A 16,531-nucleotide genomic window follows, 5' to 3' on the forward strand; every position below is an offset into this window, starting at 1 on the left:
GGCGCTTCCCCTCCTATAACAGTTGTTGAATCTTTGTGCTGTCACCCGGGTGATAGCTTCGCAGCTTTTGAATGGCGGAGCCGTGAGTTTCCGGGTAAACTTCAATAGTTTCTTCTGTCTGTTCCGCTTCATCATTCGTTTCGTTTGCCATTTTCATCATCACTAGCTGCTTCAGCGGTCCCCCGAGCAGCAATTCTAATGCTTCCATCGCTTCAGGGGCTTCAATAGAGCCAATGCCTGCCTGAGCCATTCTCTTCTGATAATCCGGTGAGGAAACCACACCGACGCTTCCCCAATAACTCCAATTCATCACGGCTACTGTACAAGGCCATACTTGAGAAAGCCGTTGTGCAAAAGCATCCTTAAAGCTGCAGCCGGCAGCGTAATTGCTTTGTCCGGAAGCTCTCGCAAACGATTGTACGGAAGAGAAAAATAAAACAAAGTCGAGTGGTTCATGCCGGAAAACTTGAGCCATTCGCACACTGACATCAACTTTTGCAGAAAGAACGTTCCTGAAACATTCCTCATTCATATTCATCAGGCTTCGGTCTTGCAAGACAATGGCCGAATGAATAATGCCGTTGATTTCTAGATGCATTTGTTTCGTTGTTTCATAAGCGCGCTCTAATTCCTCCCGGTTCGCCGCATCAGCTTGAATGTAAAACGGGGCAGGCCCCAGACGCCCAAGTCTGTCCAGCTTACTTTGAATAGCTGCATCCATTTTTCTTCTGCCAATCCAAACGATCTGCGCCTGGTATGTTCTGATCATATATTCGCTCCAGGCTTCGCCTATTCCGCCTGCGCCGCCTATCACGACATAAACGCCTCCGTGTTTATACTTCGTGTGCACCGGTTGATTGTTGTGTACTGGAATCAAGCGCAGTTTATGCCAAAGCTGATTTCGATAGGCCCAAGTATTCCCTTCTTGATCAGCAGGCAGGGAAAAGATCTCAGACACCGGCAAGTCCTCATGGTTCTTGACATCGATTAGCTTTGTCTGCCAATTTGGATATTCTTTTGCCATCGAACCGATCAGGCCGTGCACAGCGGCATCAGATGGGTCGACAACATCATCCTGATCAACACATTGCGTGTTCGCCGTCACGACCGTCCAGCTTATGGCTTTTTCACCATAGCCTAAAGAGAGCATTGCCTTAATGAGCCTGAACATTTGAATCACGCCTTGATCTTGGGCTTCAATCATGTCATCGCCGACTTCCCCTTCTGTCACACGAGAAGGAGACAGCCGCACAATATGGTCAAACGGTCCGAGTGCTTCAAGCTGGTTTGCAATCTCATGATTCGATGCGTTCGGTTCAATGTGCAGCTCTTTGGCAAACGGGAACTGTCTTTGAACAGCTTTTCTGCTGTTGTCATCCCCTCCGAGGATGACAATACGCTCATCTGCAGGAGGAATGATGTTCTTCTCCTGTTTCACTTGATCCCATACCGGCGCCATAAGAAGCGATTCATCAAGAGATGCCTTGATATCTGGTGATGTCGGCTCATCTTGCGGCTGTATGTCTTCTTCCAGCACCCTTGAGGAAATACCCTTGATTCGTACACACACTCGACCTTGATCATCACACAGATCAATATCCAGTCTCTGTATTCTGTCCTCATTTGGACGAGATGTGATAGACACCCACATTTTGTCTGTACACGGACTACATATTTCAAGCTCTTGCAGCGCAAAAGGCAGGGAAAGCTGCTCGTCACCTGAATTCAACTTCAGCCCGATCGACGCTTGTAACGCAGAGTCTGCCATACTTGGATGGAGAACGAATTCGTCCAGCGTGTGGGATACACCAGGAGGCAGTGAAAGTTCTGCCAAGGCCTGATTGCGGCCGATATAAAGCCGATTTATTCCTTGGAAACCAGGTCCGTAATCTATACCGATCGCCTTAAATAATTCATAGCATTGTTCGTGTGAAAGTGTGCTTAGGTTGCATTGGTCTTGAAGCACGCTGATATCCTGAACTTGAATGTCTCCTGCTTCGCTGATTGATGCACTGCCTTGACAGTGTATCTTTCGCCCATTGCGCGCATCCTCTGTAAAGATGGTAAAGGCAATCTCACCGTCCTGCTGAGGATCTAGACTGATATCGACTTGAACTGGCTGGCCGTCCGCCACAATCGGCTGTACCCACACAACATTTTTAATGTGAATAACAGATTGTGTATCTTTGATTCCTCTCACTGCTCTAGTAACGGCAGCATGAACCATCTCAAGATATGCAACACCCGGCATGACCCGGCTTCCCTTCACCTTATGATCGGTGAAAAAGAACTCAGCACCTGTAAAGGTTGAGCTGAAACGCTGCTCTGACAAATCGGATGTGTTGGACTGTACTAATGGGTGCAAAGCTGCTGTTTCGACAATAGTTGTTGCATGATGTGCGAATGCTTCCTCTTTCATATCCGTTATCCAGTAGCGTTCTTTTGCAAATGGATAGGTTGGGAGGCTGATGCGTTTCGGCTGTTTGCCTCCATACAGTTTACTCCAATCTATTTCCATGCCTTTTATCCATAAATCAAGCAGCCTTTCATATATTCCGGGCTCCCAGCTGCTTTTGAGCGTTTTCTGTATTTCATCATCTGATCTCAATGTCTGTACGATCCCTCTGTTTCCTCTGCCTGACATGTACTTCGCACTTGCATGTCCAGCTATAAAGAGGTTCAGTTTTTCCAGCAAGTCCTCTGCCGAAACAGCGATAATCCCTAATCTCTCCTCCATTGCATCACGCCCCACTTGGAGTGTATAGGCAATATCAGTGAGATCATGCGCTGTGGTAGATTGCTTGCTGATAAAGTCTGCTAATTGCCGGGCTTGGTCTTTCAGGCGATCTTCATCCTTTGCCGACAAGATAAAGATGCCCGGGTGTTGTTCTGTCACAGCTGGTGCTTGTGCAGGATCAGTTGTTTCTTTTGGAATATATTCCTCAATGACAACGTGGGCATTGACGCCTCCAATGCCAAATGAACTGACGCCCGCGCGCCGCGGCAGCTCTCGGCCGGATTCATCTTGCAGCGTCTTCCACTCTCTCGGTTCCTGCACAATATAAAACGGGCTGTCTTCCAGTCTGATATACGGATTGATCGTTTCACTATGCAAACTTTTTACAAGCGTCTTATGCTTTAGCTGCAATAACACTTTAATGACTCCCGCCACACCGGCCGCCAGCGATAAGTGGCCGATGTTTGTCTTTGCAGATCCGAGTCCGCAATGACTACCATGAACAGCTGGGTCTCCCGTTTTTTCATACAGCTCTTTAAATGCCGCTTTCAGGCCGTTGATTTCTACTGGATCACCAAGCTCTGTTCCAGTTCCATGCGCTTCAATATAGGTCACAGTTCTTGGATCGATTCCCGCTTTTTCATATGCTGTTTTTACGACATCCGCCTGAGCCTTCGGATTAGGAGTCGTCAGAGAGTTTGCGCGGCCTCCGTGGTTTACCGCACTTCCTTTGATGACACCGTAAATATGATCTCCATCTCGTTCGGCCGCTGTCAGTTTTTTCAGGAAGAGAATGCCGGCACCTTCACTGACTGCGAACCCATCAGCTCTATCAGAAAATGTTTTGCATCTTCCTTCTTTGCTCAGCGCCCCGGCTTTATCATAGGCGATATGACCTTGCGGTGTTACGACTGTGTTGACACCTCCTGCAATCGCCATTTCACAGTTTCCGTTTTCAATTGCGCAAACAGCATGATGAATGGCGACCAAAGAACTTGAACATGCAGTGTCAATCGGTTCGCTCGGTCCATGAATGTTCAGGAAATAACTAACCCTATTCGGCCCGGCGGAAGGACTCATATTCGCAGCTGCTGAGCCTTCTATATCTACATTTGACAGCAGCGAACTGTACCCCGTGTTTCCAGTCCCGATATAGATGCCCGTTTTGGTTCCTGACAGGCTTCTCGCTGAGTATCCCGCTTCTTCTATCGCCTTCCACGCATAGGTCATTAACAGGCGCTGCTGAGGCTCCATCTGCTCGGCCTCCAGCGGAGATATGCCGAAGAATAATGGATCAAAGTCAGCCACTTCATCAATAAAACCGCCCCATTTGACGTTTGTTTTATTCGCTTCTTTTAGAGGGTCTCCGTAATACTCCTGCCAATCCCAGCGGTCTTTTGGAACCTCTGTAATGCAATCTGCCCCCAATTTCAGATTCTTCCAGTATTCGTCGATGTCCTTTGCCTTCGGGAACACCCCGCTCATCCCGACAATCGCAACAGGCTCAGGCACGTGATCAGCTGCCTTTTGCACTGGCGGAACCGATGGTTTTACAAAGCGGTTCTCAGTTGAAAATGCTATGTTTTTTATATTTTGTTGTGCAGGCTGTAAAGGCTGCTCAGCTTTGGCAGGCGTTTGGGCTGTAAATGCATTTGGATATTCTTTTGACAGATACGCTGCAAATGCATAAACAGTTGCGTGCTCAAAGAAGATCGTAGGCGTCAGATCCAGCTTGTGCTGCACATTCAGTGTATTTGCGAATTCAGTCAACGTAATCGAATCAAATCCATATTGATTAAACTCCATATCCGGGTCAATCTCTTCAGGTTTGATTTTGAGCAATTGAGAGATTGTTTGCTTTAAAGTTTCTTGAATGTGGTCAAACAAACTGTCTTGGCCCATTTTTTCCTCAGATGGCATCGATGCTTGCGTTGTTTTCATTGGAGCATCATCAGAAGACGGCTTTTGAGTCATCTTTTCCCTCATCATGTCTTTAATGCCTTCCATGACGATGACTTGATCTTTGCCAAATGCCAAACCTTTATACAGTGCCTGAATGCCGGTCTCGGTCCGCATTGGAGTCACACCCGTGTTTTTCAAAGTCATGTTTTCAATTTCTTTATTCGCGCGCATGCCGCCTTCCTTCCAGAGCGGCCAATTGATCGACAATGTTTTTCCGTGCCTGTACATGGCGGTCACAAGCGCATTTCGATAAGCTGCATAACTGTCCATAAATGCGTTAGCCATCGCATAATCTGCCTGCCCCGCACTGCCGGCGACACTTGATATTGAAGAAAAGAGGATAAAGAAATCTAAAGCAAGATGCTCGGTTGCCTCATCCACATTCACAAGCCCTTTTACCTTAGGAGCGAGAACTTGTGTCAGCTCTTCATTGGTTTTGTTCATGAGATAATTATCTTTAATCAGCCCTGCGCTGTGAATGACGCCATGCAAGTCTCCATAATCAGACGTAATGCTTGTGATGAGCGCGGAGGCTGCTTCCGCTTGTGTCACATCAACCCGCCTGTATTCTGCGCGAGCCCCCAAGTGCTGAAGCTCGTTAAGCTGCGCCTGCTGATCCGCATTCAGCGCAGATCTGCCTGTCAGAATGAGCACAGACTGTTCGGTTTGACGAGCAACCTCTTTTGCAAAAATAAATCCAAGTCCTCCTGCACCGCCCGTAATGAGGTATACACCCTTATCTCGCCACGGCAGGCTTATTTCCTGATCAGCCATTTGCATTTCGCGTAATTCATTGATATACCGTTTGTCCGTTTCATATTTGATGTGCTGATCTTCTGCGTGTCTTTTATTCTCGTTCAGTTTTTCTATCATACTTTCAATGTTTTCATTTGAATCAATTTCTATCGTCTGGCCTATCAGTTTTTTATTCTCCAGGCCGGCGGTTTTAAGGAGCGACGATAGCCCTGAGAATGAGTACTCCTTTCTTTGTGCAGAGGTAAGCAGCTGGATCAGAACATTGCCCTGAGGTCTGCTTTTGAGAAGGCCCTGGACCGTCTCAAGCGCTTGTTCGGCATAATCTTGGAACCTCTCTGCAAGTCCTTCGCGGTCAGACTCCAAAACGATGCATTCGGCGCCTTTCAGTCTTGATTCAAGACTGTCTTTTGAGAGTCCGTTCATATTACAAAGCATGACAATGTGCCGTTCATAATGAGGCTCAGGACTTTCTTTTTCATCATCCTTAGGAACCCATTTTTCTTCAAACATCAGGGTTTCCAGTGTTTGATCAGGTTCTGCCGATCCAGAGCCGCCTTCCGTTGCTCTGAAAGACAATCCCTTTATCCGTACGCAAACATTGCCATTCTCATCTAACATATCAATATCTCGCTTTTGTACCTTATCAGTTGCCTTGCTGTCTTGACTGTATCTTGCGTATACCCACATTTCTGACGAGCAAGCTCCGAAGACTTCAAGCTCTTGTACCGCAAAAGGCAGTGTCAGCTGGTTATCACCCGCGCCTGTCAAAATGCTTGACGCCTGCAAAGCAGAGTCCATCAGCCCCGGGTGCATTTTGTATTGGCTGAGTGTATCTAAAGCAGACGGATGCAATGACAATCTTGCCAAAACAAAATGTTCAGCTGTATAGATTTTTTCCACACCGCGATAAGCAGGACCATATTCAAAACCGATCATTTGATAGGTGTCATATACTTCGTTAACGCTGAAATGGCTTTCCTGACACTGCTCCCGCAAGGATTGCAAATCAACCACCGGGAGATTTTCAGCAGGATTCAATACTGCGCTGCCTTGACTGTAGACGATTGACTGTTCGCCTGCAGTGTCTGGATTACCGTAAATTTCATAAGAGATCTCACCATTTTCCTCCGGTAAAAGCCTGATGTGTACTTGCTGCGGCTTGTCCTCTACAACAATAGGCCGCACCCATACCGCGTTCTTTAGCTTCATGGTGCATGGAACATCTTGTAGCTCTGCAGCCTGTTCAACGGCAGCCCGCGCCAACTCAAGATGCGCCACCCCCGGCAAGATCCGTTGGCCTTTGACAACATGATCGGCAAGGAAAAACTCTTCTCCCGTATAGATGGAGCTAAACCTTTGTTCCGAGAGGTTCGATGTGTTTTGATGCATTAATGGATGCAGCACGGTTCCGCCAAGTCGGGAGGCTGCTTTGTTCGCTTTAGGGCTGTCGCTTTTTTCAATATGATCAGAGATCCAATAACGGTCTTTTGCGAAAGGATACGTCGGCAAGCTGATGCGCTTTGGTAGATTCTCGCCATACAGTTTCGTCCAGTCTACATCAAGCCCCTTTACCCATAATTCAAGCAGTTTTGCGTACTTTCCCCGTTCCATCCATTTTTCGACGGCTTCTTGAATCTCTTCGTCCTCTGTCAGCATTTGCAGTGTGCCTTTATCAATCCTGCCTCTGAATACATCCTCCACATTGTTTTTGCCTGCAGCAAAGTCTTCTAATTTTTGCTGCAAATCCTCAATGGAACCGGAAATAATCCCAAGGCGTTCTTCCATCGCGTCTCGTCCGGCCTGCAGTGTATAGGCAATATGGGTCAGATTTACATCTCTATATGTTTCCTTATCAAGCGCAGCTGCCAGCTGCTGTGCTTGCTCTTTTAGCCGCATTTCATTTTTGGCTGATAAAATGAAGATACCCGGATGTTCAGGCGTGATGGACGGTATATTCTCATCGGCTGCTTCTGGAATATATTCCTCAATAATCACGTGGGCGTTTACGCCGCCGATTCCAAATGAACTGACACCTGCTCGGCGAGGCAGTTCTTCTCCCCGTTCATTTTTCAGCGCTTTCCATTTTTCCGTTTCCCGTACGATATAGAACGGACTGTTTTTCAGCTGAATGTACGGGTTCACGGTTTCGCAGTGAAGACTTTTCACTAAGGTTCTGTGCTTAAGCTGCAATAATATTTTAATGATCCCTGCTGCACCGGCTGCCAGCGATAAGTGGCCAATGTTTGTCTTTACAGACCCCAGTCCGCAATAAGGGTTGGCTGATGCATCCCCCTCATTCACACCCAGTGCTTTAAAGGCTGATTTCAATCCGTTAATTTCAACCGGGTCACCAAGCTCCGTCCCGGTTCCGTGCGCTTCAATGTAGGTCACGGTTTTCGGATCAATTCCCGCTTTTTTGTATGCCGACTGAACGACATCCGCCTGCGCCTTCGGATTAGGAGTTGTTAAAGATTGTGCACGGCCGCCATGATTGATTGCGCTGCCTTTTATGACTCCGTAAATGTGGTCTCCCGCTTCTTCAGCCGCTTTTAATTTTTTCAGAAACAGTATGCCGGCCCCTTCCCCATGAGCGAAACCATCGGCTTGATTTGAAAACGTCTTGCATTTTCCTTCTTTACTTAGTGCACCCGCTTTATCAAAGCTGATATACACTTCAGGAAGGATAATCGTATTCACGCCGCCGGCTAATGCCATGTCACAAGTGCCTTCCTCAATTGAAGAGATCGCGTGGTGGATAGCCACCAATGAGCTTGAACACGCTGTATCAATCGGTTCGCTTGGCCCATGCAGATTCAGAAAATAACTGACCCGGTTCGGACCGACTGACGGGCTCGTATTGGCAGCCGCCGAGCCTTCTATTGCCGAGTTGGCTTTCGACAAAAGGGAGCTGTATCCAGTATTTCCCGTTCCGATGAAGACGCCTGTTTTTGTGCCAGATAGACTTTTCGCCGAATATCCTGCATCTTCGATCGCTTTCCAGGCGTAAGTCAATAGTAAGCGCTGCTGAGGTTCCATTTGTTCAGCTTCACGCGGGGAAATGCCGAAAAATAATGGATCAAAATCGGCAATTCCGTCAATAAAACCGCCCCATTTTACGTTCGTTTTATTGACTTCCTTCGTTGGATCACCTTCATATTCACGCCAATCCCAGCGGTCTTTCGGAATTTCCGTCATGCAGTCTTTGCCCTCTTTTAAGATCTTCCAGTACGCATCAACATCTTTCGCCATAGGGAAAATCCCGCTTATGCCCACAATGGCAATTGGCTCATGCCCAGCATCACTCTGTGCGGCGTTTGGCAGCATAACTTGCTGCTTTCGGCGTCTTTTAGCATTAACATGCAAGGCTTGCTCCGGTTTGGCAGCAGGCTGAACCTGGGGCGATGCAGCGCGCACAGCAAATGTGTTCGCAAAAACCGCTTGATATTCTTCTGACAAATGCTTGCCAAACGCATGAATCGTCGGGTGGTCAAAAAAGACGGTTGGCGTCAGCTCTAGTTTATAGGTGCGGTTGATATGGTTCGTGAATTCCGTCATTGAGATAGAATCAAATCCATACACCGTCATCTCGGCATGATCATCAATCGTTTCAAGCTTGACCTTTAATATCTTGGCGACCTCCCGCTTTAACATCGCCTTTACTTTATCCAGCAAACTGTCTGTATCAATGTTCTTTACTTGTTCAGTCATGCTTTCTGTTTCCTTCTTTTTTATAGGCGCTGAGGCGTTTTTTGCCAGCATGTGTTGTTTTATTTTCTGCACATCGCCTTCGATCACCATTACTTGGTTTGCCTCGGAATGAAACGCTTGATATAATGCCTGAATTCCTTTTTCTGCTGTCATAGGAACAATCCCGGCCATTTGCACAAGCCTTTTTTCTGTTTCTTGATCGACCTTCATTCCGCCCTCTCTCCATAACGGCCAGTTTACAGAAAGCGTCTTCCCGTGCCGCTGGCTGAGATCGGCAAGCCTATTTCGATATCCTGCATACATATCCATAAATACATTGGCTGCCGCATAGTCAGACTGACCGATGCTTCCTAAACTTCCTGAAAGAGATGAAAAAAGAATAAAGAAGTCCAATGGAAAATCCTTGCTCGCTTCGTCTAGGAAAACAAGCCCTTTTACTTTAGGCGCCAGTACGTCGTGCAGGTCTTCGGCTGATTTATTGACCATGTAGCTATCTTTGATGATTCCCGCGCTATGAAGAATGCCGTCCAGACGGCCGTATGTTTTCTGAATTCCGTCAATGAGCTGGTAGACTTCAATCTTATCGGTAACATCTGTTTGCTGATAGGTGACCTCAGCCCCCTTGCCGTGAAGCTCTTTAAGCTTTTTGCTTTTGCTTTCGCTAAGAGGTGAGCGGCCCGTCAGAATGACTGTTGCATTCTTCGTTTGTTCCGCGATTTCTTTTGCAAAAATAAGACCTAAGCCTCCGGCACCTCCTGTAATGAGATAAACGCCATCGTCTTTCCACGGCTTGCCGATGTCAAAGTTTTCCTTTTTGATGTCACTCCAATCAGCAATGTACCGTTTACCGTTGTGATATTTGATATATGAATCGGGGCTCGTTTGATTTTCTTTCAGTTTGCCAGCAATGCTTTCTCCGCTTTCTTCACTGCTGACTTCAATCATTTGGCCGGTTAGCTTGGCATTCTCCTGCTCAGCAGTTTTCAGCAGTCCACTCAATCCTGAAAACAACTGCTGTTCTCCTTCTGCAGAGGTTACGATCTGAATGAGCATGTCGCCTTTCGATTTCTTGCGGATGATCTCTTGTACCTTCTTAAACACTTGTTCCGTATAAGAATGGAAACGCCCATCCACTGAAGAAGGCCTTGCTTCTAGGCTGTATACATGGACATCTTCGATTGCTGCTTCAATCTGTTCTCTCGCCTCATTGCCATATTCACATAGGAACACGAGATGCTCTGCATATTTTTTTGCTGCCGCGCCTTCAGCTTCTTTTTCTTGCCAAACGGGCTGAAGCAATAAAGTTTCAGTGTTCATTTTTAATGGTTCGGTTTGTATATCTGCCTCCATCACTCTCGTCGAAAATCCTTTCATCCGCACGCAAATCGTGCCATGCTCATCGCATAGGTCAATATCGACTTTCTGTATCAAATCTCCCGGTTTGTTTTTCGAGTTGAATTGAACATAAACCCACATGTCAGAAACGCATTGATGAAAGACCTCAAGCTCCTCCAGGGCAAATGGCAGTGCGGCCTTAAAGTCTTCACTGTCTGAAAGTTCCGCCCTGATGACGTTTTGCAAATATTCAGCAGCCTGTAACGCCCCGTCCATTACACTTGGATGAAGAACATAATCGTCTGACGTATGCATCACAGATTCGGGCAGTGATAATTTGGCAAGCAGCTGGCCGTTGCCTTTATATACGGCCTCTACACTTTTGTAACCAGGACCGTAATCGGCTCCGATCATTCCTTCATAAAACGAGGCAGCGTCCATTCTGCTTTGATCACATCGGGTTTTGATCTCAGAAAGATCAAGCAATTTTTCTTGCTTTACCTGAATCAATTCAGCTATACCCTGGTTATATACAACTGGTTCTGCATCAGCAGATTCCGGCTCACCATACATCCGATAAAGAATGTGTCCGCCGTCTTCATCATAAAGTCCGATGTTTACTTGAACCGGCTCATCCCCTGCTACAACCGGGCGAATCCACACGACATTTTTCAGCCTGATTCCAGTTTCATGATCCTCCAATCCGCCAATTCCTTGTTCTATAGCGGCTCTTGCCATTTCAAGCGTGACCGCCGCCGGCAAAATCGCCATGCCTTTAATGATATGCTCGGAAATAAAATACTCTTGTCCTGTGAAGATGGAGCTGAACCGCTGCTCAGACAGAACCGATGTATTATGGTGCACCAAGGGATGTAAACGCGATGGTTCAACTGTTCTTGGTTCGCTGGTGCTGCTTTCAGGCCAGTACCGTTCTTCAGCAAAAGGGTATGTCGGCAAACTGATGCGGCGCGGCTTCGTATTTTGATAAAGTCTGCGCCATTCAACGTGAAAGCCTTTGGCCCACATCTCGGCAAGCTTTTTCAATTCTCCTTTTGACATTCGTGATGCAGCCAGTTCTTTTGCTTCTGCGTTTCCAAGCAACTGTTCAGCGGAGGTCATTCTCGTTTTTTCTCCTTGGATACAGCCTTCTTCCAGCGGCTTTCCATCCACAAAAGCTTCCAGCTGCTGTTTCCATTCTTCCAGATCGTTCGCCATAAAAATGACCCTGCTGTTCATTGCTTCCCGGCCGATCTGGAAGGTGTATGCAATATCTCTTAAAGTGATATGAGCTTGCTCGTTATGACTGATATAGACCAGCAGTTCCTTCACATATGCTTGGAGCCGCTCTCTGTTTTTTGCTGATACAGGAATGAGGCAGAGCAGATTTCCCTCGTTCTCGGCCCTCACATCAGAGTGGTTTTCATATTGCTCAAAAATAGCATGGGCGTTAGTGCCGCCAAGACCGAATGAGCTCAGAGCCGCCCGATGGACACCTTCACTTTTCTCTAACGGCTTTCGTTCCCGGACAACATAAAAGGGAGAGCTTTCAAAGTTAATATTCGGATTCGGCTCAGTGCAGTTGATGGTCGGTGCAAGTTCATTATGGTATAAACTCATCGCAACTTTAATGCATCCGGCTAACCCAGCACCTGTATCTAAATGGCCGATATTCGTTTTCACCGAACCAATTCCACAAAATTGTGTTTTGTCAGTGTATTGCCTATACACTTTATTTAAAGCAGACATTTCAATAGGATCGCCTAATTTTGTTCCCGTTCCGTGCGCTTCAATATAACTGACCGTTTCGGGATGAATGTTGGTTTTATCCAATACTTGCTGTATCACTTCTGTTTGGCCTTTTACACTTGGCGCATAGAAGCCGGCCTTATCTGCGCCATCATTATTAATGTCTATTCCGCGCATAATGGCATAAATATGGTCTCCATCTTTTACGGCATCCACAGCTTTTTTCAGCAGGATGACCGCTACGCCTTCACCTCCGGCCATTCCATCTGCTGAAGCATCGAACGCCTTAACATGTCCGTCGCTTGAAAAATTCAACCCGTTTTGGTGCACGTAGCCTATCGCTGATTGCGCGTGCAATGTTGCGCCTCCGACAAGTGCGTATTGAGATTCACCTGATGTCAAGCTTTTGTATGCCTGATACAAGCCGACTAGTGATGAAGAGCAGTTAGAATGAACAAAATAGCTTGGCCCCTTTAATCCGAGCTTATGCGAAATCATCGTCGGAATGGTTCCGCTTTGAGCTAAAACCCATGAGACATAGCCATCCGGTGATTCATGCCCTTCTGTTGCCTCCTTCGGCAATAACGTTCTGTATGAATTGTTGCTTGCAGACATATATACACTTGTGCCCGGAATCTCCTTTGCCACATATCCCGCATCCTCAATCGCTTTCCAGGAATGCAGCAATAAGAGGCGGAGCTGAGGGTCCATATACTCAGCATCTTTCGGAGAGATTTGAAAGAAACCGGGGTCGAATAAATCTTTCCCTTCGATCGCCGATTGCACAGGCACATAGTCAGGATGTTGAATCAATTCTTCCGGAACGCCGTTTTCGCGAAGCTCTTCTTTAGAGAAGAACTGAATGCTTTCTTTGCCTTCTTTGATGTGATTCCAAAAATCATGATGATTTTTCGTACCCGGAAACTGGCAGGATATCCCCACAATCGCAACACTGTCATCAAAATAAGGAGGAATCGTCTGCTGCGGGTATTTTCCATCTCTTTTGACATCATGATTGCCTTCATTTTGAGTCGCAGCTTGATCTGAGTTTTTCATCTCCAAAATGTATTGGCTGATCGCACGGATCGTGGAATACTCGAACAGCTCAGTGACACTAAACTCACAGTCCAGTTCTTTTTTGATTCGTTCAGCCACAGCTACAGCCAGAAGCGAATCGCCGCCCGCATCGAAAAATCCGTCTTCCGTCCCAAAGCCGCTGACCTTGAGCGTTTCCTCCCAAATACGAAGCACCTGATCCTCTATTTTCGTTAACTGCAAGTGATTTGGTTTCTTTCTATTGAAAACGATCTCTCGTTTTTCCAGTTCTTTACGGTTCACTTTCCCGCTAGGGGATAACGGCAGCTCATCTAAGCGGATAAAGTGTGATGGTATCATATATTCAGGCAGACTGGATTTTAGATGACGGCGCAAATCTTTTGGGTCTGCAAGGGAATGTCCGCTTTCCTCTGTATAATAAGCAGCGAGCTGTTGATGGCCTTCCAGCTGCTTTACCACTACCGCCTGATCTAAAATGCCCGGATATTCACTCAGCTTTGTTTCTATTGCACCCAACTCTACGCGAAAACCGCGTATTTTGACTTGGCTGTCAATCCGCCCTAAATATTCTATGTTGCCGTCAGGGAGCCATCTTGCTGAATCACCCGATTTATAAAGCTTCGTCCCTGGTTCAAACGGATTGTCAATAAATTTTTCAGCCGTAAGCCCTGGCTTATTATAGTAGCCTCTTGCCATACCGGCTCCTGCGATGCAAAGTTCACCAGGCTGTCCGATTGGGGCAGGCTTCAAATGCTGGTCCACAATATAAATTTTCACGTTGGAGAGAGGCTTTCCAATCGGTGTATGGTGACTTGCGATATCTCCTTTTCCGCACCCAAAATACGCAGCGTAAATGGAGGCTTCGGTAGGTCCGTAAATATTGTCAACACGGCAGTTTTTAAAGATCGATACCGCCTTTTTCACTAATTCTTTAGGAAAAGCTTCACCTGCAACCATCATATACTTGAGCGGTCCATTATCAGTTAACTGCTTGTTGTCTTTCGCCGTTTCTAAAAAAACATGCAGCATAGCCGGCACAAAATTAATGTGGGTCACTTGATATGTTTCAATATAATCCATGCATTGCTGCGGTGATTTCTCTCCGTTTGGCGGAAGAATCACAAGGCGGCCGTTTCCGATAAACCATCCGAATAATTCCGAGATCGAAACATCGAAAACATAGTTCGTCTTCAGTAAATATGCATCCTCAGCAGTCACAGGATAGTGAGATTCAAGAAAATTCAGGGTATTCATGATGCTCCGATGTTCTACCATAACCCCTTTAGGCTGTCCGGTGCTTCCCGATGTGTAAATGATATAAGCGAGATGCTCCGGTTTTACTTTCCGCTTTAAACCGCTGCTTTGCAGATCTGTATAACCGTTTCGGCAAGCCAAATCGATATTGATTGCTTTTATATGGCTGCCAGTTAATCCGCTGATCCTTTGATGAACGTTAGATTGGGTCAGGACAATGGACGCCTGACTGTCTTTGAGCATGTACTCCAACCGTTCTTGCGGGAAGCTTGGATCTAACGGCACATACGCTCCGCCGGCTTTCAATATTCCTAGAATACCGATAATCATATCAAACGAACGCTCTGCACAAATTGCAACGGGGTGTTCAGGTCCAACCCCCTGATGTTGAAGGTAGACTGCCACAGATGTGCTTTTTTCATCTACTTCTTTATATGTAAGAGACCTGTCTTCGAAAATCACAGCAACCGCATCTGGGGTTTGTTTCGCTTTTTCCTCGAATATTTGATGTATACACTTGTCATTTGGCGTATTTGTGCCTGTCGCATTCCATTGTTCCAGTAAACTGCTTTGCTCTTGATGTAACTGCAAAGAGTAGGTTTCAAGCGGCAAAGACGGGTCCTCCATCATGTGTTGCGCGAGCTTCATATAGTTCTCCATCATACTTTCAATGAAGGACAATTCATATAGATCAGGATTATATAAAATATGAAGCACCGTTTCATTTTCTTGCTCGTATATTTCGAGTGCCAGCTCAAATTCTCCCTCTTGCCGAATATCCTCCATATATTCAATGCCAAGCGTTTGATATGATTCAAGCACTTTTTGTAAACCTGTTGTCTGAAAGAAGTTTTGGTACAGAAAGGCTGTTTGAAAAACCGGCGAATCCGCAGCCGAGCGGTCTACATTGAGCTCTCTTACCAATGCAGGGAACGGATATGCCGCATGGTCCAGACCGTCAGCCATTGTCAGCTGAAGCTCCTGGATAAATGCTGTGAATGGCTGGGATCCGATATTCTTGCTCCGAACAGCCATCATATTGATAAAGTATCCGATAATAGATTCAAAGCTATCTTCAGGCCGTCCCATTGTCGGAACGCCGACAATGATATCCTTTTGTTTTGTATAGTGATGCAGCAGTACCTTGTAAATGCAGAGAAACACAGCCGATTCATTCACATGATAGGTGCGGGCAAACGATTTGATTTGATTCCTCAGGTTATGAGGGAGCAAGCTTTTATAAGCTTGCCCCTTGAATTTTCGTGCTGAAGACCGCGGACGGTCAGCAGGAAGATCAAGAACTTGCAGATTCCCAGACAACTGTTCTTTCCAGTAAGCGAGATGCTCTTCCCCTTCTCTGCTGTTCAGCATCCGGGTTTCCCATTCGACAAAATCGTAATAATCAGCTGTTAATGGCTGCAGCACGGGCTCAATCCCATTCAGCAATTGCTGATACGCCTCGAAAAGCGCCGATATCAATGTCAGCATCGACACCCCGTCAAATATGATATGGTGAATCGTTATGAGCACAATGCATTCTTCTTTTGATCGATGAAAAAGATGTGTGCGGAATAACGGGCTAGCTTCCAAACGAAAAGGTTCTTTTGCTTTTTCTTTTAGAAAAGGCAATACCTCTGCTGATTTCATTGCTGATATATCCTCTTCCTCAAAATAAAGAGCCCCAGATGACTTAACCGTTTGAAATGGAATGCCATTCTCCTCTTGAATCACACTAGTTAAAACAGGATATTGTTTCTGTACAAACAGAAGGGCTTTCTTGAACGTCTCTGCATGTATTGGTTTGCTGATGCGAAAGCATAAAGGAAGATTATATGCACTCATATCAGGAGACATTTTTTGAAGCATCCACAGCCCTTTTTGCCCTTCTGATAGCGGGCTTTTGAACTGCCGCTTCATGCCTTGAAGATGTTCTTCTACCTCAGTAATGGTTAATTCTCCTGATCTGAAGGCATCGAG

Annotated in this window: 1 protein-coding gene; it reads right to left on the reverse strand. The window is 46.3% G+C overall.

The window, feature by feature from the left end; translation table 11 throughout:
• Positions 1-13: 13 nt before the first annotated feature.
• Positions 14-16,471, reverse strand: a complete 16,458-nt coding sequence (locus CVV77_RS03625; protein ID WP_100275135.1) for a non-ribosomal peptide synthetase — start codon at positions 16,469-16,471, stop codon at positions 14-16.
• Between the last annotated feature and the right edge of the window lie 60 nt (positions 16,472-16,531).

The organism is Bacillus sp. SN1 (genome assembly GCF_002796895.1).
In the GTDB taxonomy this organism is placed as follows: Bacteria; Bacillota; Bacilli; order Bacillales; family Bacillaceae; genus Bacillus; species Bacillus inaquosorum.

Excerpts from the sequence above, each read along its gene's own strand:
- CVV77_RS03625 (WP_100275135.1), bottom strand. The coding sequence starts at position 16,471 with ATGAAGCGGCAGTTCAAAAGCCCGCTATCAGAAGGGCAAAAAGGGCTG.